The following is a 26,561-nucleotide window of genomic DNA, read 5'->3' on the forward strand; positions in this document are numbered from 1 at the left end:
TCCCTAACCTCGAGAGCGAGCTTCGCTCGCCTCGGACCCCGCAAGGGGGGAGGGAACCCATCCGCCGGTGCGTCCCTTACTGTCAGAAATGCCGAGACGCATTGTGAGGTGAGCACAGTGCGAGGGCTCCCTCTCCCGCTTGCGGGGGAGGGTTGGGGTGGGGGTATCGCCGCGAGTCCGACTGCTCGTGTGGAGAGAGCCCCCACCCGTATCGCATCTATCGATGCGATACGGCCTCCCTCGCAAGCGGGGGAGGCGAAGGGAAACTTCCCGCAAGTCGTCGTCGCCAAGGAACACAACGCGCTGCTGCTCTATGCCATCGATGAGGCGGCCGCCCGCGCCGGGCTTTCGATCGGCCTGCCGCTCGCCAATGCCCGCGCCATCTGTCCTGAACTGACGGTGCATGACGCGGATGAAACCGCCGACCGCAAGACGCTGGAAGATATCGCCGACTGGTGCGACCGCTTCACGCCGCTGGTGGCGCTCGATCCGCCGCACGGGTTGTTCCTCGACATCACCGGCTGCGCCCATCTGTTCGGCGGCGAGGCGGCGCTGTTGCGCACGCTGTGCAACGCGCTGGCACGGCAGGATTTTGCCGTCAGCGCGGCGATTGCCGCCACCTCGATCTGCGCCCGCACGCTGAGCCGCTGCGTCTGCGGCACCATCGTGGCCGATGGCGAGGAGGCCGACGCCGTCGCGCCGCTGCCGGTGGCCGCGCTCGGCGCCGATGATGCCATCACGGGCGGGCTGCGCCGCGCCGGGCTGAAAACCATCGGCGACGTTGCCGCGCGCGGCCGTCACGAAATCTCGGCGCGGTTCGGTGCGCGCTTCACCACGCAGCTCGCACATGCGCTGGGCGAGGGCGATGCGCCGATCAGCCCGCGCAAGCCGCCGCCGGATTACATCGTCGAAAAGCGCTTTGCCGAACCGGTTGCGACCGAAAGCACCATCTCGATCACGCTGTCGAGTCTCGCCGCCATGCTGGTGTCCGCCATGGACAGGCAGGGCAAGGGCGCGCGGCGGCTGGAGGCGGCGTTCTTCCGCACCGACGGCGCGGTGCGCGTCATCGCAGTCGATACCGGCCGCCCGGTGACGCGCGCCGAAGCGGTCGACCGCCTGTTCCGCGAGCGGCTGGAGGCGCTGAGCGATCCCCTCGATCCCGGTTTCGGCTTCGATCTCATCCGTCTCTCGGCCGGCCGTACCGAAATCGTGGTGCAGGAGCAGCGCGATCTCGATGCCACCACCCATGACAATGACGAACTGTCCGCGCTGGTCGACCGCATCGCCGCGCGCATCGGCGGAAAACGCGTGGTCGTGCACCTGCCTGAGGATACGCACATCCCCGAGCGCGCCGCGCTGGCCGCGCCCGCGCAGCATCATCTGGCAGCCGCCACGCAAGCCATCTGGCCCGCGCGCGCCGAGGGCGAGCCGCCGCTGCGGCCGCTGCGGCTGTTCGAAAGGCCCGAGCCGATCAAGGTGCCGTTCGCCACCGTCCCCGACGGCCCGCCGCATCATTTCACCTGGCGCCGTGTCACCCATGCGGTGGTGCGCGTCGAAGGCCCCGAGCGCATCGCCATGGAATGGTGGAAGAGGAGCGGCCACGCGCTGACCCGCGACTATTTCCGCGTCGAGGACGAGGAGGGCCGCCGCTTCTGGATCTTTCGCGACGGGCTTTACGAGCGCGAGCTCAGGGATGAGGAGGGCGAGCCGGTGCCCGCCAGCTGGTACCTGCACGGGCTGTTCGCATGAGCGCGCCCGCTTATGCCGAGATCGGCATCACCACCAACTTCTCCTTCCTGCGCGGCGGCTCGGATCCGCGCGCCTATGTGCATGAAGCAAGCCGCCTGCAAATCCCCGTCATCGGGGTTGCCGATCGCAACACGCTGGCCGGTGTGGTGCGTGCGCACAGCGAGCTCGACAATCCCGCGGTCGAATCCAGGCCAAAGCTCCTGATCGGCTCGCGCATCGTCTTCATCGACGGCACGCCCGATATCCTGGTCTATCCGCGCGACCGCGCCGCCTATGGGAGGCTGTGCCGGCTACTCACCCGCGGCAAGCGCGGCAACGATATCGAGCGGATCGAGAAGGGCGAGTGTCATCTGAAGCTTTCCGATCTCCTCGACTTCGCCGAAGGCCAGCTTCTCATCCTCTCCCTGCCGCATCGCTTCGACACCGCGCAGGCGCAAAAAGTGCTGGCGCAATTGCGCGACAGCGGCGCCGACGGCGTGTGGCTGGCGGCAAGCCTGCTCTATCGCGGCGACGACAGGCGCCGTCTCGCCCGGCTGCATCGTCTTGCGGTTGCCGCCAAGGTGCCGCTGCTCGCCACCAACGAGGTGCTCTATCACAACCCCGCGCGCCGTCCGCTGCAGGATGTGCTGACCTGCATCCGCGAGAAGACGACGATCGAGGCGATCGGCAGGAAGCTCGAGGCCAATGCCGAGCGCTATTTGAAGCCCGCCCATGAAATGGCGCGGCTGTTCCGCGATCTCCCGGAAGCCATCGCGGAGACCATGCGCTTCGCTTCCCGCATCTCCTTCTCCCTCGACCAGCTCAAATATCAATATCCCGACGAGCCGGTGCCGCCGGGCAAGACCGCGCAACAACATCTGGAAGACCTCACCTGGGCCGGCGTCGCCAGATATTTCGGCGGCGTCATCGACGACACGCTGCGCGCCACGCTCAACAAGGAGCTGGCGCTGATCGCCGAGCTGAAATACGCGCATTACTTCCTGACCGTGCACGACATCGTGCATTACGCGCGCAGCCAGAATATCCTGTGCCAGGGCAGGGGATCGGCGGCGAATTCGGCGGTCTGTTACGTGCTCGGCATCACCTCGGTCGATCCGACCAAGGTCGATCTCCTGTTCGAGCGCTTCATCTCGAAGGAGCGGCTGGAGCCGCCCGACATCGACGTCGATTTCGAGCATTCGCGGCGCGAGGAGGTGATGCAGTATGTCTATCGCCGCTATGGCCGCCACCGCGCCGCGATCATCGCCACCGTCATCCATTATCGCCCGCGCAGCGCCATCCGCGACGTCGGCAAGGCCCTGGGCCTGACCGAGGACGTCACTGCAGCGCTCGCCGACACCGTGTGGGGCAGCTGGGGCAAGGGCCTCAACGAGACGCAGGTGCGCCAGGCCGGGCTCGATCCGCAGAATGCAATGATCGGGCTGGCAGTGGAGCTCGCCAGCGAGTTGATCGAGTTCCCGCGGCATTTGTCGCAGCATGTCGGCGGCTATGTGCTGACGCAGGACCGGCTCGACACTTACGTGCCGATCGGCAATGCCGCGATGGACGACCGCACCTTCATCGAATGGGACAAGGACGACGTCGATGCCTTGAACATGATGAAGGTCGACGTGCTGGCGCTGGGCATGCTGACCTGCATCCGCAAATGCTTCGACCTGATCGATTTGCACAAGGGCAAACGCTGGGAACTTGCCACCATTCCACAGGACGATGCGCCGGTTTACGACATGCTGTGCCGCGGCGAGTCGCTCGGCGTGTTCCAGGTCGAGAGCCGCGCGCAGATGAACATGCTGCCGCGCCTGAAGCCGCGCACCTTCTACGACCTCGTCATCGAGGTTGCGATCGTGCGCCCGGGGCCGATCCAGGGCGACATGGTGCATCCATACTTGCGCCGGCGAAACGGCGTCGAGAAGGAGATTTATCCGTCGCCTTCGCCCGGGCACGGCCCGCCGGACGAACTCTACAAGGTGCTGCACAAGACGCTCGGCGTGCCGCTGTTCCAGGAGCAGGCGATGCGCATCGCCATCGAGGCCGCAAAGTTCACGCCGGAGGAGGCCAACGGCCTGCGCCGCTCGATGGCGACCTTCCGCAATGTCGGCACCATCGGCAAGTTCGAAGACAAGATGATCGGCAACATGATCGCGCGCGGCTATGCGCCGGAATTCGCCAAAAACTGTTTTGAGCAGATCAAGGGTTTCGGCTCCTACGGTTTTCCGGAGAGCCATGCCGCAAGCTTCGCCCAGCTCGTCTATGTATCGTCATGGCTGAAGCATTATCACCCCGACGCCTTCTGCTGCGGGCTGCTCAACTCCCAGCCGATGGGCTTTTACGCCCCTGCGCAGATCGTCGGCGATGCCCGCAAGAACGGCGTCGAGGTGCGCGAGATCGATGTGTCCTTCAGCTTCGCGCAGAACATGCTGGAGGAGGGGAGCGGGAAGTATTGCGCCGTCCGCCTCGGCTTCCGCCAAATCGACGGCTTTCACTGGGGGGACCCGGATGAGGAGCGGTTGAAGCGTAGCCAGACATTCTTCAAAGGTGAATCCGGGACGTTGCCAGAGGCTCCCACCTCTCCCCAACGGGGAGAGGTCGATTTGCACGACCAGTGCAAATCGGGTGAGGGGGGGCAGGTCCCACGAGAGACCGTACCCCTCACCCGCGCCTTCGGCGCGACCTCTCCCTATGGGAGAGGTGAGCCACTGCCGGTGTCGCAAGAAATAGACGACTGGGCCTCCCGCATCGTCGCCGCGCGAACGCGCCGCCCCTTCACCTCGCTGGAAGACTTCGCCCGCGACACGGCCTTGCCCAAGCGCGCGCTGATCCTGCTGGCCGATGCCGACGCCTTCCGCTCCATCTGCCTCGATCGCCGTGCCGCGCTATGGGCGGTGCGCCGCCTGCCCGACGACGTGCCGCTGCCGCTGTTCGAGGCCGCCATCGCCCGCGAGCAGCCCGACGAGAACGCAAAGCCCTTGCCCGCTATGCCGTTGCCGGAGCAGGTCGTTGCCGACTACCAGACCATCCGCCTTTCGCTAAAGGGCCATCCGATGGAATTCCTGCGGGAGAAATTTTCGCGTGAGCGCGTCGCCGCCTGCAGGGACGTCAATCACAAGAACGACAAGCGCAGGGTGAGCTGCGCCGGCGTGGTGCTGGTGCGCCAGCGCCCGGGCAGCGCCAAGGGCGTGGTATTCATGACGCTGGAGGACGAGACCGGGATTGCCAACATCGTGGTGTGGCCGAAGGTGATGGAGAAGTACCGCAAGGAGGTGATGGGCGCCCGGCTGATCCTGGTCGAGGGCTACATCCAGAGCAGCCCCGAGGAAGTGACGCATCTGGTGGCGCAACGGCTCACCGACCGCTCGCACGATCTCATCGGGCTCGCCAACGATGTGTTATCCAAAAAGCCCGCGCTGCCCACCGGCCCGGCGCTGATCGAGCCCCTACACGACGACCGCCGCCAGCACCCGGAAAACCCCGCCCAGAAAATCCGCCACCCCCGCAACGTCCGCATCCTGCCGGCATCAAGGGATTTTCATTAGGAGAGCCGACTTGTAGGGCGGATTAGCCGAAGGCGTAATCCGCCACCAACTGCAGCAAATGAAAGCCCATGCCCAACTACCGTCGTGCATTCGTTCCGGGTGGCTGCTGGTTCTTCACGGTCAACTTGCGCGACCGTCGCAAGACCCTGCTGGTTGACCACATCGAGACCTTGCGCGAAGCGATCTCCGTAACCCGTCAAAGCTATCCATTTGCAATCGATGCATTCGTCGTGCTGCCTGATCATTTGCACGCGGTGTGGAGTCTCCCGCCGGACGACTTCGACTTTTCTACGAGATGGCGATTGATCAAGAGCCGCTTTGCGAAAGCGCTGCCCAAGGAAGAACCATTCGACGCCGTCCGGCTTCGACCCAATGAACGGGGCGTATGGCAGCGCCGGTTCTGGGAGCATTTGATCCGCGATGAAGCCGATTTCGCGCGCCACGTCGAATATTGTTATATCAACCCCATGAAGCATGGCCTCGTCAGCCGGGTCTCCGATTGGCGGTATTCCTCGTTTCATCGAGATGTTCGAGCCGGATTATTCCCGCAAGATTGGGGCGGCGATGTCGAAGCGACCGGCAATTTCGGCGAACGCGGCTGAACGGCGGATTACGCCTTTGGCTAATCCGCCCTACGGCATTTCACTAGGTTGTTCCCACCTCCTCACTCCACCGCTGCCCCCACCGGCGGGCCGCCGGGCGGGCGGTGCAGGAAGGTGATGGTGAGATACGCCCCGACCCACGAGCCGAGCGCTGCGAACGCCACATAGATCCAGTTTTCGGTGTAGCTGATCACCGCATAGGACGACAGCACATACCAGATGCTGCTCCAGGTCGCCGCCGGCACGCGCTTCTTCGCCACCACCGCCGAGGTGAACATGACATAGACCGCATCGGTGAGCGCAGTAGCGAGCAGGACGCCGCCCGCGGTGAGGGGATCGATGGCAGCCATTGCAACTCCTTCAGTGGTGGGACATCGTTCGAAACCGTTAGAGCATGGCCGCTGGAAGCGAGCACCTTTCTTCGAAGCAATCATGCACAAAATCGAGTGATGGCAATGCAAAGTCCCCGCGAGATTCTCGGCCATGTCTGGAATTCGGCCGGCGGCGATCCCGCCGCGCTCGATGTGGTGACGTTGACCGGCGAGGAGCCGCAGCTGCCGTCGTCGTTTCGCGTCGCCGCGGCTGCGCAAGTCAGCATCGCTGCATCGGCGCTTGCCGCCGCCGAAATCTGGAAGCAGCGCTCCGGCGAGGCGCAGGACGTCAATGTCGACATGCGCCACGCCACGGTCGAATGCCGTTCCGAGCGTTACCTGCGCGTCGCCGGCAAGCCGCCGCCGCCCGCATGGGACGCCATCGCCGGAATCTACCGGACCGGCGACAGGAGGTTCGTGCGGCTGCATACGAACTTCCCGCATCACCGCGCCGCCGTCTGCAAGGTGCTCGACTGCAAGGCCGAGCGCGAGGATGTGCAGGCTGCACTGATGCAATGGGAAGCGGAAGCCTTCGAGACGGCGGCATCCGCGTGCTCGATCTGTCGCGCGTGATCGCCGGTCCGGTCGCCGGCCGCACGCTTGCCGCGCACGGCGCCGACGTGATGCTGGTCTCCGGCCCCGATCTGCCGGCGATCCCGTGGCTCACCATCGACAACGGCCGCGGCAAGCTGTCGAGCTTCGTCGAATTGAAGAGCGAACAGGGGCGGGCCGCGTTGCGCGAGCTGCTGGCCGAGGCCGACATCTTCTCGCAAGGCTACCGGCCGCGCGCACTCGCCGCACTCGGCTTTGCGCCCGAGGATGCGGCGCGGATCAGTCCGGGTATCGTCCTTGTGACGCTGTCGGCCTATGGCCATGCCGGCCCGTGGGCGGAGCGGCGCGGCTTCGACTCGCTGGTGCAGACCGCAACCGGCTTCAACCACGCCGAGGGCGAGGCGGCAGGCGTGGACGGACCGAAAGAACTGCCGGCGCAGATGCTCGATCATGCCACCGGCTACTTCATGGCGTTCGGCGCCATGATGGCGAAGTCACGCCAGGCGCGCGAGGGCGGCAGCTGGCACGTCCGGGTATCGCTGGCGCAGACCGGGCGATGGCTGTGGAATCTCGGCCGGCTTGCCGACGGCCTGAAAACCCCGGATTTTCCCGGTGATGCGGTGAAGCCGTTTATCGAGGAGCTTGCATCCGGCTTCGGGCAGCTGAGCTCCGTCAAGCCGTCTGCGATCCTGTCGAAGACGCCAGCATCCTGGGCGCGGCCTTCGATGCCGCTCGGCAGTCACCCGCCGCAATGGCCGTCACGTTAGCCCTGTACAAAATTTGACGACCGATTCCGGGGCCATCTGCACTTTTTTTGGTTGTCTGGATCAGGATTTGGGCACTATTAGCGGACCGGTGAGACATTTCGTCGCTGCTGGCTTCGAGGAAACGACCGGACTGCATGCGGAACGAAATAACAAAGAAGATACAAGGACTTAGTCGGCAGCAGCAGGTCGTCGGCGTGGTATTGGCCGTGTTCGGCGCGGCCGGCCTCTATGGATTCCTGCATTTTTCCGGCCCGACGCGCGGGCATTCCGACGTCTCGAGCCAGTCGCGCAAGGGCCCGGCCCGCTATGTGCCGACCCCTGCCGAATGGGCGGCCATGACCATCCAGCCCGCGATCGAAATGCCCTTCCGCGCCGAGCACGTCACCGAAGGCAAGATCGCCATCGACGAGGATCGCTCGACGCCGGTGTTCTCGCCCTATGCCGGCCGGGTCACCAGGCTGCTGGTGCGGCCGGGCGATGCCGTCACCAAAGGCCAGCCGCTGTTCACCATCGAAGCCGCCGACACCGTGCAGGCGCAAAACGATTACATCACCGCGATGACGGCGATGAACAAGGCGAAGTCCGCGCTCGGCATGGCCGAAATCCAGGACAAGCGCGCGCGCGATCTGTTCGAGGGCAAGGCGGTGCCGCTGAAGGACTTCCAGCAGGCACAGGCCAATCTGATCCAGGCGCAAAACGACATGCGCTCGTCGCAAACGGCGCTGGAAGCTTCGCGCAACAAGCTGAAGATCCTCGGCTTCAACGAGGAAGACATCGACAATTTCCGGCAGAAGGGCGGCATCAATCCGGAAGTCACGATCTTCGCGCCGATTGCGGGCACCGTGGTCCAGCGCAAGGTCGGTCCCGGACAATATGTCAGCGCCGGCGCCAGCGATCCCGTCTATGTGATCGGCGATCTCTCCAGCGTCTGGCTCACCGCCTTCGTGCGCGAGACCGATGCCACTGCGGTCGCGATCGGGCAGGAAATCGCCTTCACCGTGCTGGCGCTGCCGGGACGGTCGCTGTTTGCCCGCATCAATTACGTTGCCACTGCGATCGATCCGGGCACGCGCCGCCTGCTGGTGCGCGCCACCATCGACAACAAGGAAGGCCTGCTGAAGCCCGAAATGTTCGCCAACGTCACGATCTATTCGCCGAGCGATCATGCCGCGGTCGGCGTGCCGAAAACGGCCCTGATCTACGAAGCCGACCAGGTCCGGGTCTGGGTCGCGCGCGAAGACAAGTCGATCGAGCTGCGCCAGATCAAGCCCGGCCTCACCAATGGCGATCTCGTCGAGGTGCTCGGCAATCTCAAGCCCGGCGAGATGATCGTCACCAAGGGCAGCCTGTTCATCGACCGCGCCGCTTCCGGCAGCTGATCATAGCCGAAAGCTCCGGTCTGAATGGATCGCCTTGTCGCCCTAGCAGTCCACCGCCGCTACCTGGTGGTCGGGATGTTCGTCGCCGTCTTCATCGGCGGCCTGCTGGCGTTCCGGCAGCTCAACATCGAGGCCTATCCCGATCCGACCCCGCCGATGGTCGACATCGTGACGCAAAGTCCGGGCCTGTCGGCGGAGGAGATCGAGCGCTACATCACGATCCCGATCGAGGCCGGCGTCTCCGGCATCAAGAACCTGCGCACCATCCGCACCATCTCGCTGTACGGCCTTTCCGACGTCAAGCTGCAGTTCTCCTTCGACTACACCTATGAGGAAGCGCTGCAGCAGGTGTTGAACCGCCTGGCCCAGTTGCCGCCGCTGCCGGGCAGCGTGCAGCCCACCATCTCGCCGCTCAGCCCGGTCGGTGAAATCTTCCGCTACCGCCTTGTGGGTCCGCCGAACTACAGCGTGCTCGACCTCAAGACGCTGCAGGACTGGGTGCTGCAGCGGCGTTTCCGCGCCGTGCCGGGCGTCATCGACGTCGTCGGCTGGGGCGGCAAGACCAAGACCTACGAGTTGCAGGTCGACTTCAACAAGCTGGTCGCCAACGGGCTGACGCTGCCGCAGGTGCTGCAGGCCGTCGGCAATTCCAACATCAATGTCGGCGGCAACACCGTCAATATCGGCCCGCAATCCGCCGTGGTGCGCGGCGTCGGGCTGATCCGTTCCATCGAGGATCTCTCCCACACGATGGTGTCGCAGAGCGGCGGCAATCCCGTGCTGGTCAAGGACATCGCCACCGTGACCGTCGGCGAGAAGCCGCGGCTCGGCATTGCCGGGATGGACGATGCCGACGACATCGTGCAGGGCATCGTCCTGATGCGGCGCGGCGAGCAGTCGTCGCCGACGATCGCGCGCGTCGAAAAGCTGGTCAACCAGATCAACAATTCCTCGATCCTGCCGCCGGGCGTGAAGATCGAGCGCATCTACGACCGCAAGGACCTGATCGACCTCACCACCCACACCGTGCTGCACAACATGGTGGTCGGCATCCTGCTGATCGTGCTGCTGCAATGGGTCTTCCTCGGCGATCTCCGCAGCGCGCTGATCGTCGGCGCCACGATTCCGTTCGCGCTGTTCTTTGCCGTGATCATCCTGGTGCTGCGCGGCGAGTCCGCCAACCTGCTGTCGGTCGGCGCGATCGATTTCGGCCTGATCGTGGACGCCACCGTGATCATGGTGGAGGCGATCTTCCGCCGGCTGTCGCAGACCACCGAATTGTCGGCGGCGGAGGAAAGCCACATTTCGCCGGAGACGGCGATGGGAATGAAGAACCACGCCATCCTGTCGGCTGCGGCCGACGTGTCGCGTTCCATCTTCTTCGCCGCCGCCATCATCATCGCCGCCTTCCTGCCGCTGTTCACGCTGAGCGGCGTCGAGGGCAACATCTTCGGCCCGATGGCGCGCACCTATGCCTATGCGCTGGCCGGCGGGTTGCTTGCGACCTTTACGGTGACGCCGGCGCTGAGCGCGATCATCCTGCCCGTGCACATCCGCGAAACCGAGACGCGGATCGTGAAATGGCTCGACCGCATCTACGTGCCGGTGCTGGGCTGGGCGATCGCCAACCGCAAGATCGTGATGGGCGGCGCGGTGGGACTCGTGGTCACGACGATTGCCTTGACGCGGCTGCTGGGCCTTGAATTCCTGCCCAAGCTCGAAGAGGGCAACCTCTGGATCCGCGCCACGCTGCCGCCGACCATCTCGCTGCAGGAGGGCAACACCTACGTCAACGAGATACGCAGGGTCATCCGCGCGCGCCCCGAGGTGGAATCGGTGGTGTCGCAGCACGGCCGCCCCGACGACGGCACCGACGCCGCCGGCCAGTTCAACGCCGAATTCTTCGCCCCGCTCAAGCCGGTCGGCCAGTGGCCCGGCACCCATGAAAAGGAAGAGCTGACGGCGCAGTTGCTGGTGCAGCTGCACGAGAAATTTCCCGGCGTCGAGTTCAACTTCTCGCAATACCTGCAGGACAACGTCTCCGAGGCCGTGTCCGGCGTGAAGGGCGAGAACTCGATCAAGCTTTACGGCAACGATCTTCGTTCGCTCACCGACACCGCCAACAAGATCAAGCAGGTGCTCGCGACCGTGCAGGGCGTCACCGATCTCGCGGTGTTTACCTCGCTCGGACAGCCGACCATCCAGATCGACATCGACCGCGCCCGCGCCGCGCGCTACGGGCTGACGCCGGGCGACATCAACGCCACCATCAGGGTGGCGATCGGCGGCGATTCCGCCGGCGACCTTTACGAGCCCGGCAGCGACCGGCATTTTCCGATCATCGTCCGGCTGGCGCCGGAATATCGCAAGAGCGCGGAGGCGATCCAGAATCTGCGCATCGGCGTCGCCGGGCAGGGCGGCACGATCACGCAGATTCCGCTGAGCGAAGTCGCCTCGATCAACCTGGTGTCGGGCGCGGCCTATATCTATCGCGAGCAACAGGAACGCTACCTGCCGATCAAGTTCTCGGTGCGCGAGCGCGACCTCGGCAGCGCCATCAAGGAGGCGCAGGACAAGATCGTCGCGCAGGTGGAATTGCCGCCGGGATCGCGTCTCGAATGGGTCGGCGAGTTCGGCAATTTGCAGGACGCCATCCGCCGGCTGTCGATCGTGGTGCCGATCAGCCTGGCGCTGATTGCGGTGCTGCTCTGGTTCAATTTCGGCTCCATGATCGACACCATGCTCGCCATGAGCGTGATCCCGATGGCGATCTTCGGCGGCGTGCTCGGGCTCCTGGTCTTCGACATCCCGTTCAGCGTCTCCGCCGCGATCGGCTTCATCGCGCTGTTCGGCATCGCCGTGATGGACGGCATCATCATCCTGTCGCAGTACAACCAGCTCATCGAGGAGGGCATGGAGCGGATGCAGGCGGTGATCCGTACCGGCGAATTGCAGCTGCGGCCGGTGCTGATGACCTGCGTCGTCGCCGGCGTCGGTCTGTTGCCCGCCGCGCTGTCGGAGGGCATCGGCTCGCAGGTGCAAAAACCGCTCGCCGTCGTCGTCGTCACCGGCATGATGCTGGCGCCGCTGGTGATCCTGGTGACCCTGCCGGTCCTGATTTCCTGCTTCTCGCGGCGTACGGCGCGCTGATCCACTCGATTCCGCTTGGGCGAATGCCCACAAATCCTGCCCACTCGGTTTGTGGTTGACGATCCTCCCCAGACATTCCTTGATTGCGCAAGGGAAACCGCGGGAGAAAACCATGCGGATCGAGGAACGCCAGCCCACCGCCACTGCCGAGCAGATTCTCGGCGAAATCCGCGAATTCTGCCGCGCGACGCAGACCGCGGAATCGACCTTCGGGCGGCTGGTGGTCAACGACGGCAAGCTGGTGTCGCGGCTGCGTGACGGAGCGAAGATTACCACCGGCACCCTCGACAAGGTGCGCGCCTATCTCACCTCGCACCGGCCCGATCTGCCCGCCACCAACGGCTCGGCGCTGCACAGGCCGGGCAACGGCGCAGCTCCTGCCGCAGCCGTGGCGCCGCCGGGCTTCCGGTTCTTCGACAACCGGCAGAAATACCTGCTGTTCGTCTCGACCTGCAGCGAGAAGACCGAAATCGCCAACCGCGTCTCGCTGGAACTGACCAATCTGCAGCCGGTGCCGCCGGCCTTGCGGATTTTCGATGCCGGCGTCGGCGACGGCACGGTGCTGTCGCGGGTGATGCGCGCCGTGCACGCGCGCTTCCCCACCATGCCGCTCTACGTCGTGGCGAAGGAAATCTCCTACGAAGACGTCCGCCTGATGCTGGAGAAGATGGCCGACCGCCTGTTCGAGCATCCTGCAACGGTGCTGGTCGTGACCAATCTCTATTATGGCGAAGCGCCGTGGCTGACCCCGCGTTCCGCCACTGCCGCGCAGGGGCTGATCTGGAAGGACGTCACCCTGTCGGGCAACACCGCGCACGGCTTTGCCGAGCAGATCGGCGAGCTGGAAGGGTTTCTCGCCGAGAACTGGCGGGCGGGGATCAGCCCGACCTCGGGCAACCCGGTCTATACGCGGCCGATCGTGCTGACGATCCGGCGCGAGGATCATTCCTTCCTGCTCGATCCCATCATGCCGCGGCCGGGCAGGGTGATGGCGGATTACGATCTCGTCATTGCCTCGCAGCCTTACCGCGCGCGGGTCAGCGTCGAGTTCAAGGCCTCGAAGGTGATTACACCGCTGGTGAAGTCGCTGCGGCCCGGCGGGCGGCTGATCGGCATCCACTCCCACGGCAAGGACCCCGGCATCGAGATCATCGACCAGGTCTGGCCCGACGACGATCCCTTCAACACGGACCGCTACGCCATCCTGCGCCAGGTGAAACATGAATTGGGCGGCTTGGCGCGGCACTACAATTTCAACGCTTCGTCCGACGCACGCGCGATCTTCCGCTACCACATGCATACGCTGCCCGACGAGGTGAGCGGCCCGATCGGCACGTCGACGCTGTTCGCCGCCTGGAACGCCGCGATCTACGTGGCGCAGATCGAGGACGACCGGCTGTCGGAAGTCGTGCGAGACGGCCGCTATCTCGAGGCCACCGACCGCGTGGTGCGCAAGCATGGCGGGCTGTGGTTCAACGACGAGACCTATGTGATTTCGCGCCGCCGTGCGCCGGGTTGAGTGGGGAGCTGGCCATGAGCTCTCGTCTCGCCGAACTGCTCACTTCCGCTTCGGTCGAGGTTTCCTCGAGCGGAAACCAGCTGCAGGAGCTGGCCGGCCGGTTCGCCGCCGGCACCAATGTGTCGATCACGTTCCTGCCGGGCGACAACTACCGGCACAATTTGGAGACCGCGGCGGCGCTGCGCCGCGCGGCCTTCAACCCTGTGCCACATGTCGCCGCGCGCGAAATGCCGTCGCGCGAGGCGCTCAACGATTTTCTGGTGCGGGCACGGCGCGAAGCGGATGTCAGGCGTGTCGTTCTGGTCGCCGGCGATGTCGCCGCCGCGAAAGGGCCTTTCAAGTCGAGCCGCGACGTCGCGGCCAGCGGATTGATCGAGGCGCACGGCATCACGACGGTAAGCGTGGCCGGCTATCCCGAGGGCCATCCCTATCTCGAGGGCGCGCATGCCTTTGAGGCGCTGGCCGCATGGCGCGATTGGGGAGCAAGCAGCGGCGTCCGCGTCGACGTCGTGACACAGTTCTGCTTCGAGGCGGCGCCGATCCTGAACTTCATGGGCGAGCTGCAAACCCGCGGCATCGATCTGCCCGTCAACGTCGGCCTTGCGGGGCCTGCGACGCTGGCGACGCTGACGAAATTCGGGCTGCGCTGCGGTGTCGGCAATTCGATGCGCGCGCTGCGCGGGCAGATCGGCCGGTTCGGCCGGCTGCTGACCGACAACGGGCCCGACGACGTCGTGCGCGGCCTGCTCGCCGCGCCGCAAGCTGCGACCGCGCCGATTTCCGGCTTCCACCTGTTTCCGTTCGGCGGCTTGCGCAAGTCGGCCGAATGGCTGCGCAATTTCGGGCTGGAGATGCAGGTGGCGGCGACGCGAATGGCGTCACAGAATGCAGCTCAGAACCCGTAGAGCCGCGCCGGATTGTCGACGAGGATTTTCTTGCGCACGGCCGCATCAGGCTCCCACACCGGAAGCTGGTTCAGCAGCCGGCCGTCGTCGATCTGGAACATCGCCGTGACCTCGGTCGGCTTGCGTCCGGGCGGCGTCACCGAATTCGGATGCGGCCAGTCGGTGCCCCAGACGATGCGGTCGGCATTGGCTGCGATCAGCGCCTTCGCAAGGGGAACGCAGTCCTGGTAGTCCGGCGCCAGTTTCGAGGCGCGATAGGCGCCGGAAATCTTCACATAGGCCTTGCCGGATTTCACGAGTTCGACGAGGTCGGAAAATCCCGGCTGCTCCACGCCAAGCTCGGCCTTCGCCCCGCCGAAATGGTCGAACACGACCGGCAACGGAGCTGAGAGAACCAGCTCCTTGATCGCGCTGATCATGGCAAGGCTGGTGTAGAGCTGGACATGCCAGCCGCGCGCCTTCATGCGCTCGACGGCGGCGGTGAAGCGGGCGCGGCCGACATTGGGATCGTTGGTGCCGCCGGTTGCGAGATTGAGGCGGATGCCGCGGAAACCGGCCTTGTGCATGGCATCGAGACCGCTCTCCGGCGTCTTGTCGTCGATCACGCCAACGCCGCGCGCGGTGGCGCCGCGGGCCATCATGCCGAACTGCGAGGCGGAATTGTCGGTGCCGTAGACGCTCGGCGTCACGATCACCACCCGCTCCATGTGCAGCGCCTTGTGCAGCTCGCTCATTTCCTGGGGCGAGGCCGGCCCCGGGGTGTAGACGCGGCCGGCGAAGAACGGGAACCTCTCCACATCGCCATGGATGTGGGTGTGACAATCGCAGGCATGTTCAGGGATGTCGAAATTGACCGGCGTGGCGGGTTGTACCGCCTTTGCCAGGACGTCTCGGTTCTGCATGAGGGCCCCGGCGGCGATGGAAGCGAGCAGCAAATTGCGTCGCGTCAGCATGGGTTTTCTCCCCTGGCGGGTTCTTCGCGGCGCTTGTCGGGTGCGCGCTTGGGGCGGAGAATAGCAGGTTATGCAGCCAGTGTACGCGCCGCGCGGATCAATGCGGCGTTGTCTTCCGCTACAGCGCCGGTGGGCAGGTGCTTGCCGTCCTCGAGCCCGATCCGGCCATCGAGCCCGCTGGTGAGCGCTGCGCGATAGAAATCCCACATGGTGGCATCGAGTCCGTGCAACAGGCGCGGCAGGCGGATGCCGGCGCGGTCGAGGATGGCCGTGATGCCGCGACAGGCTTCCATGCCGACCGCCAGATCCTGCTCGTTGATCTCGATCAGCACGCGCAGGCAGCGGCCAGCGTTGCGATCGGCGACGAATTTTTCGGCGTCGGCTGGCGACCAGATGCCGGCCTCCACGCCGATTCCTTTCGCTAGCGCCAGCTCGATCACCTCGGTGGAATCCTCCTCGATCAGGTTGATCGAGACATAGTCGGGCAGGGCCCGCCATGCCCGGATCTGATCCTGCCGCGCGCGGCCTCTTGGCGGAATCCACCAGCCGGTGGAAAGGCCGAGCGGCACGCCGGGCACGGCTGCCCGCACCGCGGCGAGCGTAGGCGCGACATCGTCGGGATGCAGGCTCTCCCTGCCGTCTGCGCTGCGGACATGAAGGTGGATCTGCTCGGCACCGGCTGCGATGACGGCCCGGGCATCGGCCGCAAGTTCATCGGCCGACAGCGGAAGCGCGGGATGGAAATCCCGCTTCCGGCCGCCATTGAGACAGGCTTGCAGCATGATGGAAACTCCGCATTTACGCTTGTTTCGAACCTGAAGCGCGCGGAATTGACTAATGACCTGCGCGCCCGGATGATCCCGCACTCACCTGGAATCAATTTATGCAGAAATTTTCCTCGAAATTCAAAGCGGGCGTCTCTGCCGTCGCCGTTCTCGCCGTGCTGTTCGGGGTCTATGGTTTTCGCAAGCTGCAGGCGCTGGCGGCCGATCCCGACGGCGAGAAGAATTGCCGAACGGCCAACAGCGAAGACCAGGGCAAGGCCGACCTGGAGAAGATCAAGGCGATTGCGCCGCTCAAGGGCGTGAAGTGGTCGCAGCTCGGCGGCGCCATCAACGATGCGAGCTGCCTCAACAAGACCGAGATCTATGGTGTCGTCGAGGTGCACAGCGTCGATGACATCGCTAAGACGCTGGCTTTTGCGCGCGACAACAAGCTGTCGGTAACGACGGCCGGCGTCCGTCACAGCATGGGCGGGCAAGCGTTCCGCAACGGCGGTATCGTGCTCGACATGCGCACCTTCAACCGCATCGTCCTGAACGAAGCTTCGCGTTCCGTGACGGTGCAGCCCGGCGCGACCTGGCACGACATCCAGAACGCGCTGCATCCGCGCTTTGCGGTCCGCGCCATGCAGTCGACCGACATCTTCACCGTCGGCGGCTCGATCTCGGTCAATGCCCACGGCATGGATCACCAGGCCGGGGCGCTGGCGAAGTCGGTCAAGTCGATGAAGGTAATGCTGGCGGACGGCACGGTGAAGACGGTCTCATCCGGCGAGAACAGGGAGCTGTTCGATCTCGTGGTCGGCGGCTACGGTCTGTTCGGCGTCATCGTCGAAGCCGAGCTCGATATCGCCGACAACCTGGTCTACCAGACCGGGCGGCGCATGCTGGACTACAGGGAATTTCCTGCATTGTTTGCCGGAGAGATCGACAAGGACAAGAATATCGGCCTGATGTACGGCCACCTCTCGACTGCGCCGAGCAGTTTTCTGAAGGAGATGCTGCTCTATACCTACACCAGGGTCGACGGCAGCGACTTCAATCGCAAGCCGCTCGGCGAGGTCTCCGGCATCAAGCTGCGGCGGCTCACCGTCAATCTCTCCAAGCAGGGGGCGCTGTTTCAGGAGATGAAGTGGTTCTCCGAAAAGCACATCGAGCACCGCATGGAGAATTGCACGGTGACGCGGGCGCAGGCGATCGGCTCGGCCGAGGCGTGCCTGGTCAGCCGCAACGATCCGATGCACGACTCCGTGCCGTATTTGCGCAACGCGTTGCCTGAGGATACCGACATCCTGCACGAATACTTCATCCCGCGCAGCCAGTTCGTCTCCTTTGTCGACGGCCTGCGCAAGATCATGACCGACAACAGGACCAATCTGCTGAACGCCTCCGTGCGCGTGGTGCATCAGGAGAAGAACTTCCTGACCTATTCGCCGGAGCCGGCCTTCTCGCTGGTGCTCTACATCAACCAGGCGACGGATGATGAAGGCAACCGGCAGATGAAGAAGACGACGGAACAGTTGATCGACCTTACCATCGCGCACAAGGGCCGGTTCTTCCTGCCATACCAGCTCTACTATTCGCGCGAGCAGCTGAAGCAGTCCTATCCGCAGATCGATGCGTTCTTCGCGGCAAAGCGGAAGTACGATCCGGACGGGATGTTCACCAACACGTTCTATCAGAAGTACGGGGCGTGAGGATTGTAGGATGGGTAGAGCGCAGCGAAACCCATCGCGATCACCATCTTGGCGAAAGGTGATGGGTTTCGCTACGCTCTACCCATCCTACGAATGAGCTACAACTTCGCCACCGCCCGCTTCGGCGGCAGGCCGCTGCAGCCGCCGGCCTGGTCGGCGTCCAGCACCAGCAATGCGCCGGCGGCGTAGAGGCGGCCGACGAAGCCTGTTTCCTCGGAGCGGGCGATGGTGACGTAGTCGTAGGCCACGAGGATATGGCCTTTCGCCTGCACGACGGCGGCAATGGCCTGCGCCTGCGGGCCGACGACGGCGATCGTCTTTTGCGGGCCCGCGAAAGTGAGCACGACCAATAGCGTCAGCCAGCCGCAGGCGACCAGTGCAGCGCTGCCGGCGAGCCGCAGCGGCGAGCGCCGCCGGGCGCTAGTAGTCATAGAAGTGCTCAATGTTGGCACCCCTGGCTTTCAGCTCGCGTTTGATATCGACGAGACGGTCGATCCTAGCCTTCATCCCGGCCCGGCGGAAGCCGGGTCTTGCGTCGAGATCGAGCGAGAACAGTTCGGTGGCGTCCTTGACGTCGAGCGTCGCGGATTTCGGCGCGATCACCGTGATCATGATCTCGCGATTCCCCGCGATTTCCGCAAGGCCAATGCCGCGGTCGAGCAGGCCCTGCACGATCTCGGTAAAATCCTTGTAGCGCGGTGTCTGCACCAGCTGCCATTGCGGCGAGAGCGTGCGGAGCGGCTTGATGCGCGGCTCGGCCGCCAGCACCTCCGGCGGCAAGGTTGCGACCACGAACATGATGTCGCGCGGCTCGGCGTCGCTGGACGCGTCCAGTCCCTTCTGGATCAGCCAGGCGTAGCCGATCTTGATCAAATACTCGCTGCCGAGGGCGAAGCCGCGCTCGATCGTGCGGGCCGTGCTCGGCGTTGGCGTCGATATCGCCATAAAGCCATCGAGCTTTTCGCGGAATGGGTATTTGTACCAGGGGATGGTGTAGAGGAAGGCGGCATAATCCTGCAGCACGGCGCGGGCGTATTCGTCCTGCGGCGTGCGACTCTCGCCCCTGATCCATTCGAAGAGGCGGCCGATCGTGTTCTCGTAGGCCCCCTTGATGGCGTATTCGATCGAGTAGCTGACGCCGATGATGTAGATCATCGTCTTCACTTCGGTGCGGGATTCGGTGGCCGGCACCGCACGGTTGATGGTGCAGAAGCTGCGCCAGAAGCCGAGAATATGGCCGAGATAGTTGAAATGGCTTTCGCTCGAAGTGTCGAGGAAGCGGCCGAAGTCCTCGAAGGAATAGACGATGTACCATTCGGGGAACGTGAAAAAGGTGTTGTCGAGCTTGCGGCGATAGCCCTTTTCGTCGATGGCGGGCAGGGCGGCGGCAGGTGTCACCGCCGATGCCGCGTTTTCCGTCGGACCGCAGGTGCCTTCGACATAGGCGAGCGGCAGCACGACGGCGAGCGCAATGAAGATGATGAGCGCCCGCAGCAGGCGACGCAAGCACCTAAGCATGGGCGGCCGCGCGCGTCCGCGGCGCCAGCAGATAGCCGATCAGGATCGCGACGCTGCCAAGCCCGAGATGCGGAGCGTTGGCGAAGAACCGTGTCGAGAGCGGCAGGTTGAGCACGCCGTTGATGAGGATGCCGAAATCGAGATAGCCGCTGCCGGTGAGCAGCCCGAGCACGCCGTCGGCAAAATAGAACACGCCGAACAGCTGGAAGAACAGTTCCGATGCGCGCCGCGAGGTGAAGGCGGCGGCCGCCGCCCACAACGCGGAGACGAGATGCAGGCCGTCGGCATACCAGGTGCGGCGAAACAGGCCGAAGATCATGTCATTCTGGTCGATGAAGGCGGGGATGTAGCCGGTCAGGATCACGAAGCCGAGCAGCGCAGCGTAACCCCAGGCGCACAGTCTGATGATGTCCATGTTGTCAGCCTCGTCGAATCTGTCCGAAGTCTAGAGCTTTCCAAGCGCCTTGAGCAGGGCGTCGTTGAACGCGGCAGGGTCTTCAATCTGCGGGATATGGCCCAGTCCAGGCAGGATTGTCAGCGTCGCCTGCGGCAGCAGGCGCTTGAGGTCATTGGCCTGTTCCAGCGGCGTCACCGTGTCCTTGTCGCCCCAGAGGATCGTGACCGGCGTTTTCAGCCGGGAGTAGGCGGTGCGGTCGGCGCTTTGCGCCGATCGATCCGAGTCGAGGAAGTAGTGCAGCCAGTCGGCGTAGTCGGATGTGCTGCCGGCGCGATGCGTCGGCCGCTGCAGGATCTCGACATATTCGGGCAGCGCGCGTTCCTTCTTCGCGATCAGCGACTGCAACAGCGATTTTGTGGCGAGCGGATTGGTGATGGTTGATGACACCAGCAACTCGCGAATCCATTTCGGCTGAACCAGTGCCGGCGGATCGGATGGCGGCGCGGTTAGTCCCAGGGCGGCATCGACCAGCACGAGCCCGCGCGCGCGATCGGGATAGCGCATCACGAGCTCGGTCGCAGCACCCGCGCCGAAGGAATGGCCGACGATAATCGCCGGTCCAGCCTTCAGCACGCCGAGCACGTCATTGACGCGCGCGGCCTGATGGGCGCGGGTGTATGTCCCCGGCCGGTCCGAGAAGCCGAACGGCGGCAGGTCGAGTGCGATGACGCGGAATCCGCCGGCGGCGAGCGCGTCCGACGTGCGCCACCACAGTTCGCTCCAGGCGGCCGTGCCGTGGAACAGCACGACGGGAATGCCGTCGGCCGGGCCCTTCTCCTGGATGAACACGCCGCCGGATGAGGTCTGCACCAGCCGGCCGGCCGCCGGCGCGAGCGCTTCGCGCGTGCCGGTTTCGCGGTAAGCAGCGGCAAGGCGGAAGCCGGCAAGCGCGGCCACGACCAGCAGAAGCAGGACGAGCAATATGCGGACGGACCAGCGCACGAGGGTGGCAATCACGACGGCCTCGCAACAAGCGAATCGCGTTCGATCAAATCGCGTCCCTTGTAGCGAAAGCCGCGCGGCCGGTGACGAAAATCCGGCAGGCCGGATCGCAGCGCAGTTAATAAATCACTGCCCCGATGGCGTGCGCAGGCCGTGCCAGGCGTCACGCACCTGGTGATAATGCACGTCGGGCAGATAGTCCGGCGTGTTCAGATTGAGCGTCTTGACGTCGAGCCGGCCGATGGAGCTGAGCAAGGTGAAGGAGGCGATGACGCGGTCGCGCTGGGCGCCGATCAGCCGCGCCTTGGCCTGGATCAGGTCCTGTTGCGAGTTCAGCACGTCCACCGTGGTACGCTGGCCGCCGGCGGCTTCCTTCTGCACGCCCGCCAGCGCCACGGTCGCGGCGCGGACCTCGGACTCGGCGGCGGAGACCGCGATCTTGGCGCCTTCGTTGGCGACCCAGGCGCTGATCGCCGCGGTCCGGGCCTGGTTGCGGACCTGTTCCAGCACCATCCGGCTTTGCGAGGCCAGCTCCTTGGCCTGCCGGGTCTGGGAAGCCGCCGTGCCGCCGTCATAGATCGGCTGGTTCAGCTGGCCGACCACGGAGGCCTGGTCGGTGCCGCGTGTGCCGAGCGTCGGATCGTTTTCGCGGCTCTTGCTGGCGCTGCCTTGCAGGGTGATGGTCGGCAACAGGCTGCTCTCGGCGACGCGGATCGTGGTGGATGCGACGTCGACGTCGAAGCCTGCGGCCATCACGGCGGGGTGCTGGTTGAAGGCGAGCTGCGTTGCATCCTCGCGATTGCGCGGTCCGAAGCGATCCACGGTCTGGGCCGGCTGCAGCTGCGCCGGCGGGTTGCCGATCACCTGGGTATAGGTCGCCTGGCTGATCGCCAGCGCAACCTCGGCGGCGTTGAGGTCGGAAAGGCCGCGGTTGAGGCGGGCCTCGGCCTGGGCGGTATCGGTGGGGGTGACGTCGCCGGCGTTGAGCCGCTTCTGGGTGATGCTCTGGGTTTCGCGCAGGAAGGCGACGTTGGCGCGCTGGGCCTCGACCAGCGACTGGTTGGCGAGCACGTTGGTGTAGGCGGTGACGGCGTCGAGCAGCACGCCCTGGCCGGTATTGCGCAGCGCCTCGCGGCCGGAACTGACCTGCAGCTCCGCCACCCGCACGCTGTTGGCGGTCTTGAAGCCGTTGAACAGCACTTGCGTGACGGTAACGCCGATCTGCCAGGGCTTTAGCGAGGCCGATTGAACCGTGTTGTCAGGCAGCAGATTGCGCACCTGCTGCAGGCCTGCGCTCAGACTTGCGATGATCTGCGGCCGGTAACCCGCTAGCGCCTGTGGAACATTTTCATCCGTGGCACGCTGGCGCGCGCGCTCGGCATTCAGCGCCGGATTGGTCTGGTAGGCCTTGGCCAGGGCATCGGGAAGGCTCTCGGCGGCGGCGGGCATGGCAAGGCCGGCGCAGGCGATCACGCCAAGGCAGATGCCCGACCGAAGCACACGCCCTGCTATGCCGTGACCGACGCTTGCGTCACGCCTACCCATTTGATCCCGCAAAAAACCAACCCCACAAAGCCGTCCGCCCCCGCCGACGGCTTCGTCACATCTACCTGTTTACGGGGAAGCGCCGCCACTGACAAAGGGCCGCGCGACATCTGCACATCAAATCGGTGCTTGGCTGTTGCCGGTTCGTCACAGACGAATCCGACCCGCAAATCGGTTATAGGCATATGACGGCGGCCACACGATTCCGTGAGCCGCCGGGTTCATCCTGCCGGGTTTCATGCCTGATGCCAAAGCGCTTTTCCGACCCTGAGGCGGTCGTCGACGAGATCGTCCGCGATGTCGGGAAAAACCTCGTGGTGGGCTTGCCGCTCGGGCTCGGCAAGGCCAACCACATCGCCAATGCGCTGTATGCGCGGGCGGCCGCCGATCCTTCCATCGACCTGACCCTGCTGGCAGCGCTGACCCTTGAGAAGCCGAAGCCGGGAGGCCTGCTGGAATCGCGCTTCGGCGGACCGCTGGTGGAGCGGCTGTTCGGCGGCTATCCCGATCTGGCCTACGCCGCACCGCTGCGCGCCGGCCGGCTGCCGCCCAACATCAGGGTGATGGAATTCTTCTTCCTGGCGGGCCGCTGGCTGCACGTGCCGTTCGCGCAGCAGCATTATATCTCGGCGAACTACACCCATGCAGCCTCCTATCTGCTGGCGCGCGGGATGAACGTCGTGCTGCAGCTCGTCGCAAAGCGCGTGGTCGATGGCCAGACCCGCTACAGCCTGAGCTGCAACACCGATATCACCCTCGACATCCTGCAGACCCGCGCCGAAGGGCGCGCCGCGTTCAAGCTGGTCGGGCAGGTCAACTCCGAATTGCCGTTCATGCCCGGGCCTGCCGATCTGGCCGCCGATGAATTCAGTGCGGTGCTCGACAGCCCCGCGACCGACTTCCCGTTGTTCGCGCCGCCGGCCGAGCCGGTCAGCGACACCAAATACGCCATCGGCCTGCATGCCGCGGGCCTCGTGCGCGACGGCGGCACGCTGCAGATCGGCATCGGTCAGGTCGGCGACGCACTGGCGCAGGGACTGATCGTCCGCCATCGCCATAACGCGCAGTTCCTGGAAGTCATGGCGCGGCTGGCGCCGGGCACCGCTCCGCGCGAGACCGGCACCTTCGACACGGGCCTCTACGGCGTCAGCGAGATGGTGTTCGAGGCGTTTCTGGGCCTGATGCGAGCCGGCATCCTCAAGCGCGCCGTGGACGGCGTCATCCTGCACGGCGCGTTCTTTCTGGGACCAAAGGCTTTCTACCGCTCCCTGCGCGAGATGACGCCGGAGGAGATATCGCGCATCTGCATGATGCCGGTTTCCTTCACCAATGCGCTCTACGGCGACGAGGACGCGAAGCGGCGGGCGCGCCTCGATGCGCGCTTCGTCAACAGCGCGATGATGGCGACGCTGCTGGGGGCTGCGGTCTCCGACGGCCTCGAAAGCGGGCAGGTGATCAGCGGCGTCGGCGGCCAATACAACTTCGTGGCGCAGGCGTTTGCGCTGGAAGGCGCACGCGCTCTGCTGGCGCTGGAGGCGACGCGCTTTGCCGGCCGCAAGGTACTGTCCAACATCCGCTGGTCCTACGGCCACGAAACCATTCCGCGGCATCTGCGCGATGTCTTCGTCACGGAGTACGGTGTCGCCGACGTGCGCGGAAAATCCGACGAGGAGGTGATCGCGGCGATGCTGACGATTGCGGATTCGCGCTTCCAGGACGAACTGGCGCGGCAGGCCAGGGACGCCGGCAAGCTGCCGAAGGGCTTCGAGATTCCCGCCGTCCATCGCGAGAATTTTCCCGAGCGCGTTGCCGCGGCGCTGAAGCCGGCGCGCGAGGCGGGGCTGTTGCCGTCATTCCCGTTCGGCAGCGACTTCACCGACGCCGAGCAGCGGCTGATCCCGGCGCTGCAATTGCTGCAGGCAGCCCAACGCACGCCGGCGAAGCTGCCGGGGCTGTTGTGGGAAGGTTTGACGCGCACGCCCGATGCGGCCGACGGCGAATGCCTGGCGCGGCTCGGGCTGGACCGTCCCGGGACTCTTGCCGAGCGCTTCTATCGCGCGCTGGTCAGCGCGGCGCTGGGGCGGACGAAGTAGGGTGGGCAAAGGCGCAAAGCGCCGTGCCCACCTTCAGCGGCATGATCGTGAAGGTGGGCACGCTTCGCTTTGCCCACCCTACCGTGCATCGCGAGGCCCGGACACAAAATCGCGAAAACAACCCCATGCAAAGTAGAAGTGGGCACGGCGCGCACGCGCCTTTGCCCACCCAATTGACCCTACAACATCACCGGTTCTTGTTTACCGGCTTGCGCTTCTCGATGAAGGCGGCCATGCCTTCGGAGCGGTCTTCCAGCGCGAACGTCGCATGGAACAGGTTGCGCTCGACATTGAGGCCTTCCGACAGCGGCGTCTCGAAGGCGCGGTTGACGGCTTCCTTGGCCATCGCCGCCGCAGGGCGTGACATCGAGGCGATCTTTTCTGCGGCCGCCATCACTTTGCCCATCAACTGGTCGGCCGGCACCACGCGGCTGACGAGGCCGGAGCGCTCGGCTTCCGCGGCATCCATCATCCGCCCGGTGAGGCAGAGGTCCATCGCCTTGGACTTGCCGACGGCGCGGGTGAGGCGCTGGGTGCCGCCGATGCCGGGAATGGTGCCGAGCGTGATTTCGGGCTGGCCGAATTTGGCGGTATCGGCGGCGATGATGAAGTCGCACATCATGGCGAGCTCGCAGCCGCCCCCCAGCGCATAGCCGCTGACGGCGGCAATGGTCGGCTTGCGGCAGCGCGCGATGCGGTCGCCGCCGATCGCGGCGAAGTCCGACGAGAACATGTCGATGAAGCCCTTTGGCTGCATCTCCTTGATGTCGGCGCCGGCGGCAAAGGCCTTTTCGCTGCCGGTGACGACGATGCAACCGATCGCATCGTCCGCCTCGAGATCTTCGACGGCGGCCGCGATTTCGCTGAAAACGCCGAACGACAGGGCGTTGAGCATCTTCGGCCGGTTCAGCCTGATGACGCCGACCGCGCCCTTGGATTCGACGATGATGTGTTCGAACGTGCTCATGAGCCACCCCGGTTGAAAATTCGGGGCGACATTGCCCGCAGCCGAGGCGGGCTTCAAGGGGCCCGGACGCGCCCGGACATGGGCGCGCCGGGAGTTGGAGGGTACGCAGCTACGCCATGAACATGCGCGCGGCCGACGCGATCGTCAGCAGCGCGCCGAAGGCGATGAATATCTTGCCGATCAGCGAGGTCTGGTCCCAGGTCGAGTTCTCCTGGGCAACGGACCTCACCGCGGCTGCGGGCCTGGCCGGTGCCACGGCGACCGTGGTCTGCGACGGTGGCGTAGGCTCCTGCAGCGTCTTGTCGACCTCGTTGAGCTGGTCGGCCTCGACCATCTGCATGGTGGTCACGGCGCCCTGGCCCTCCACCGGCTGGTCCGTTGTCAGAAGGGCATTGGCACGTGTGGTCATGGCACGTGCGTTGTCGTCGGGGACGTCGCCTCCCATCCGCGCATTGGCATTGGCGATGGAAGCCGGAATCTCGCCGGGCTTGCCGGCCTCGGCGACTTCGCTCTGGGCCGGCTTTTTCTCCTCGGAAGACTTTTGCGCCGTGCGGGAATATTTGCGGTGGGCGTAGCGCTTGTAGTGGCGCACCTGCTTCACCTTCTTGGACGTGCTGACCGATGCAGACTTCGTTTCAGCGGCGCCCGACGCCATCGTCGTCCCACTCACCCCCGCCACGCACACAAGCAGCCCCGTGGCTGCAATCAACGCCACGCGCCCGCCGGCTCTGATGGTCATTGCTAGTCTCCCCAATTGCCCCCATCCCGATGCAAGAAAAGACCCCGCTGCGTGTTCACAGCGCGGCAGAAAATGGGAATCTTCGGGCAACACCGGGCGAAATCGCGGCAGTCGGATTTCGTACGCAGCGTGCGGAGCGCGGCGCTCCCGACGCGCGATTTCGGGTTCTCCGGCCGGGTGCGATCCGCTGCAATCGATGTTATGAGCCTGCTCGGCCGTCCAGCGAGGCGGCCCGCCGATTCCCCTGGCCGACCGGCCCTTTGCGGGCCTTCCGGACATCGATCACGAATTCGTGATCTCGGGGTCTCGGCGTAACAAATTGAAATATTGACCGAATTGCC

The 26,561-nt window shown here is 65.1% G+C and carries 19 protein-coding genes and 1 pseudogene; 10 read left to right on the plus strand and 10 right to left on the minus strand.

Annotated elements, in window-relative coordinates; all coding sequences use genetic code 11:
* Window positions 1–219: 219 nt before the first annotated feature.
* The 3 genes from HZB49_RS05280 to HZB49_RS05290 all read left to right on the plus strand — a co-directional run bounded on the left by HZB49_RS05280 (window position 220) and on the right by HZB49_RS05290 (window position 5,884).
* The gene (locus HZB49_RS05280; protein WP_291611092.1) at window positions 220–1,749 is read left to right on the plus strand and encodes a DNA polymerase Y family protein; all 1,530 of its coding nucleotides are present in this window, start codon (window positions 220–222) and stop codon (window positions 1,747–1,749) included.
* A complete protein-coding gene (locus HZB49_RS05285) occupies window positions 1,746–5,282 on the plus strand; it encodes an error-prone DNA polymerase (RefSeq protein WP_291609457.1) in 3,537 nt (1,178 codons plus the stop codon). Before HZB49_RS05280 ends, HZB49_RS05285 begins: the two co-directional genes overlap by 4 nt.
* 68 nt (window positions 5,283–5,350) lie before the next feature.
* Window positions 5,351–5,884, plus strand: coding sequence for a transposase (locus HZB49_RS05290; RefSeq protein ID WP_291609458.1), 534 nt, complete (start codon window positions 5,351–5,353; stop codon window positions 5,882–5,884).
* Window positions 5,885–5,946: 62 nt separating this feature from the next.
* Here the strand turns inward: HZB49_RS05290 and HZB49_RS05295 are convergent, their stop codons facing one another.
* On the minus strand, window positions 5,947–6,234 hold the full coding sequence (locus HZB49_RS05295; RefSeq protein ID WP_291609459.1) for a hypothetical protein: 288 nt from the start codon (window positions 6,232–6,234) through the stop codon (window positions 5,947–5,949).
* A gap of 105 nt (window positions 6,235–6,339) precedes the next feature.
* Here HZB49_RS05295 and HZB49_RS05300 point away from each other — a divergent pair.
* From HZB49_RS05300 to HZB49_RS05320, 5 genes and pseudogenes are all read left to right on the plus strand, one after another.
* A pseudogene (locus HZB49_RS05300) lies at window positions 6,340–7,574 on the plus strand (CoA transferase).
* Between the two features lie 134 nt (window positions 7,575–7,708).
* Window positions 7,709–8,953, plus strand: a complete 1,245-nt coding sequence (locus HZB49_RS05305; protein WP_291609460.1) for an efflux RND transporter periplasmic adaptor subunit — start codon at window positions 7,709–7,711, stop codon at window positions 8,951–8,953.
* 24 nt (window positions 8,954–8,977) lie between these two features.
* The gene (locus HZB49_RS05310; RefSeq protein WP_291609461.1) at window positions 8,978–12,103 is read left to right on the plus strand and encodes a CusA/CzcA family heavy metal efflux RND transporter; all 3,126 of its coding nucleotides are present in this window, start codon (window positions 8,978–8,980) and stop codon (window positions 12,101–12,103) included.
* 112 nt (window positions 12,104–12,215) lie between these two features.
* Entirely contained in the window at window positions 12,216–13,622 is a 1,407-nt protein-coding gene (locus tag HZB49_RS05315) for a hypothetical protein (RefSeq protein ID WP_291609462.1), read from the plus strand.
* Between the two features lie 14 nt (window positions 13,623–13,636).
* Window positions 13,637–14,527 (plus strand): methylenetetrahydrofolate reductase, encoded by an 891-nt coding sequence (locus HZB49_RS05320; RefSeq protein ID WP_291609463.1) that lies wholly within the window; start codon window positions 13,637–13,639, stop codon window positions 14,525–14,527.
* On the opposite strand, the gene HZB49_RS05325 is transcribed toward HZB49_RS05320, so the two are convergent.
* Together HZB49_RS05325 and HZB49_RS05330 are read right to left on the minus strand one after the other, a co-directional pair.
* Entirely contained in the window at window positions 14,515–15,480 is a 966-nt protein-coding gene (locus HZB49_RS05325; RefSeq protein ID WP_291609464.1) for an amidohydrolase family protein, read from the minus strand. The genes HZB49_RS05320 and HZB49_RS05325 overlap by 13 nt on opposite strands.
* 68 nt (window positions 15,481–15,548) lie before the next feature.
* Window positions 15,549–16,262, minus strand: coding sequence for a 3-keto-5-aminohexanoate cleavage protein (locus HZB49_RS05330; RefSeq protein ID WP_291609465.1), 714 nt, complete (start codon window positions 16,260–16,262; stop codon window positions 15,549–15,551).
* Between the two features lie 101 nt (window positions 16,263–16,363).
* Here HZB49_RS05330 and HZB49_RS05335 point away from each other — a divergent pair, with 101 nt between their 5' ends.
* A complete protein-coding gene (locus tag HZB49_RS05335) occupies window positions 16,364–17,959 on the plus strand; it encodes an FAD-binding oxidoreductase (protein WP_291609466.1) in 1,596 nt (531 codons plus the stop codon).
* A 98-nt stretch (window positions 17,960–18,057) separates the two neighbouring features.
* Here the strand turns inward: HZB49_RS05335 and HZB49_RS05340 are convergent, their stop codons facing one another.
* From HZB49_RS05340 to HZB49_RS05360, 5 genes are all read right to left on the minus strand, one after another.
* A complete protein-coding gene (locus tag HZB49_RS05340; RefSeq protein WP_291609467.1) occupies window positions 18,058–18,390 on the minus strand; it encodes a hypothetical protein in 333 nt (110 codons plus the stop codon).
* Window positions 18,380–19,477, minus strand: coding sequence for a hypothetical protein (locus tag HZB49_RS05345; protein WP_291609468.1), 1,098 nt, complete (start codon window positions 19,475–19,477; stop codon window positions 18,380–18,382). Before HZB49_RS05345 ends, HZB49_RS05340 begins: the two co-directional genes overlap by 11 nt.
* Window positions 19,470–19,892: a hypothetical protein gene (locus HZB49_RS05350; protein ID WP_291609469.1), complete on the minus strand. Its 423-nt coding sequence runs from the start codon at window positions 19,890–19,892 to the stop codon at window positions 19,470–19,472. The genes HZB49_RS05345 and HZB49_RS05350 overlap by 8 nt, the downstream gene beginning before the upstream one ends.
* 30 nt (window positions 19,893–19,922) lie before the next feature.
* On the minus strand, window positions 19,923–20,891 hold the full coding sequence (locus HZB49_RS05355; RefSeq protein ID WP_291609470.1) for an alpha/beta hydrolase: 969 nt from the start codon (window positions 20,889–20,891) through the stop codon (window positions 19,923–19,925).
* Between the two features lie 111 nt (window positions 20,892–21,002).
* Window positions 21,003–22,325, minus strand: a complete 1,323-nt coding sequence (locus tag HZB49_RS05360; protein WP_291611094.1) for a TolC family outer membrane protein — start codon at window positions 22,323–22,325, stop codon at window positions 21,003–21,005.
* A 341-nt stretch (window positions 22,326–22,666) separates the two neighbouring features.
* Here HZB49_RS05360 and HZB49_RS05365 point away from each other — a divergent pair, with 341 nt between their 5' ends.
* The gene (locus HZB49_RS05365; protein WP_291609471.1) at window positions 22,667–24,514 is read left to right on the plus strand and encodes an acetyl-CoA hydrolase/transferase C-terminal domain-containing protein; all 1,848 of its coding nucleotides are present in this window, start codon (window positions 22,667–22,669) and stop codon (window positions 24,512–24,514) included.
* A gap of 187 nt (window positions 24,515–24,701) precedes the next feature.
* Here HZB49_RS05365 and HZB49_RS05370 read toward each other — a convergent pair whose 3' ends face one another.
* Window positions 24,702–25,481 (minus strand): enoyl-CoA hydratase, encoded by a 780-nt coding sequence (locus tag HZB49_RS05370; RefSeq protein WP_291609472.1) that lies wholly within the window; start codon window positions 25,479–25,481, stop codon window positions 24,702–24,704.
* Between the two features lie 109 nt (window positions 25,482–25,590).
* Window positions 25,591–26,220, minus strand: coding sequence for a hypothetical protein (locus HZB49_RS05375; RefSeq protein WP_291609473.1), 630 nt, complete (start codon window positions 26,218–26,220; stop codon window positions 25,591–25,593).
* Window positions 26,221–26,561: the final 341 nt, after the last annotated feature.

It is taken from the genome of Bradyrhizobium sp. (assembly GCF_016219575.1).
Taxonomy (GTDB): domain Bacteria; phylum Pseudomonadota; class Alphaproteobacteria; order Rhizobiales; family Xanthobacteraceae; genus Bradyrhizobium.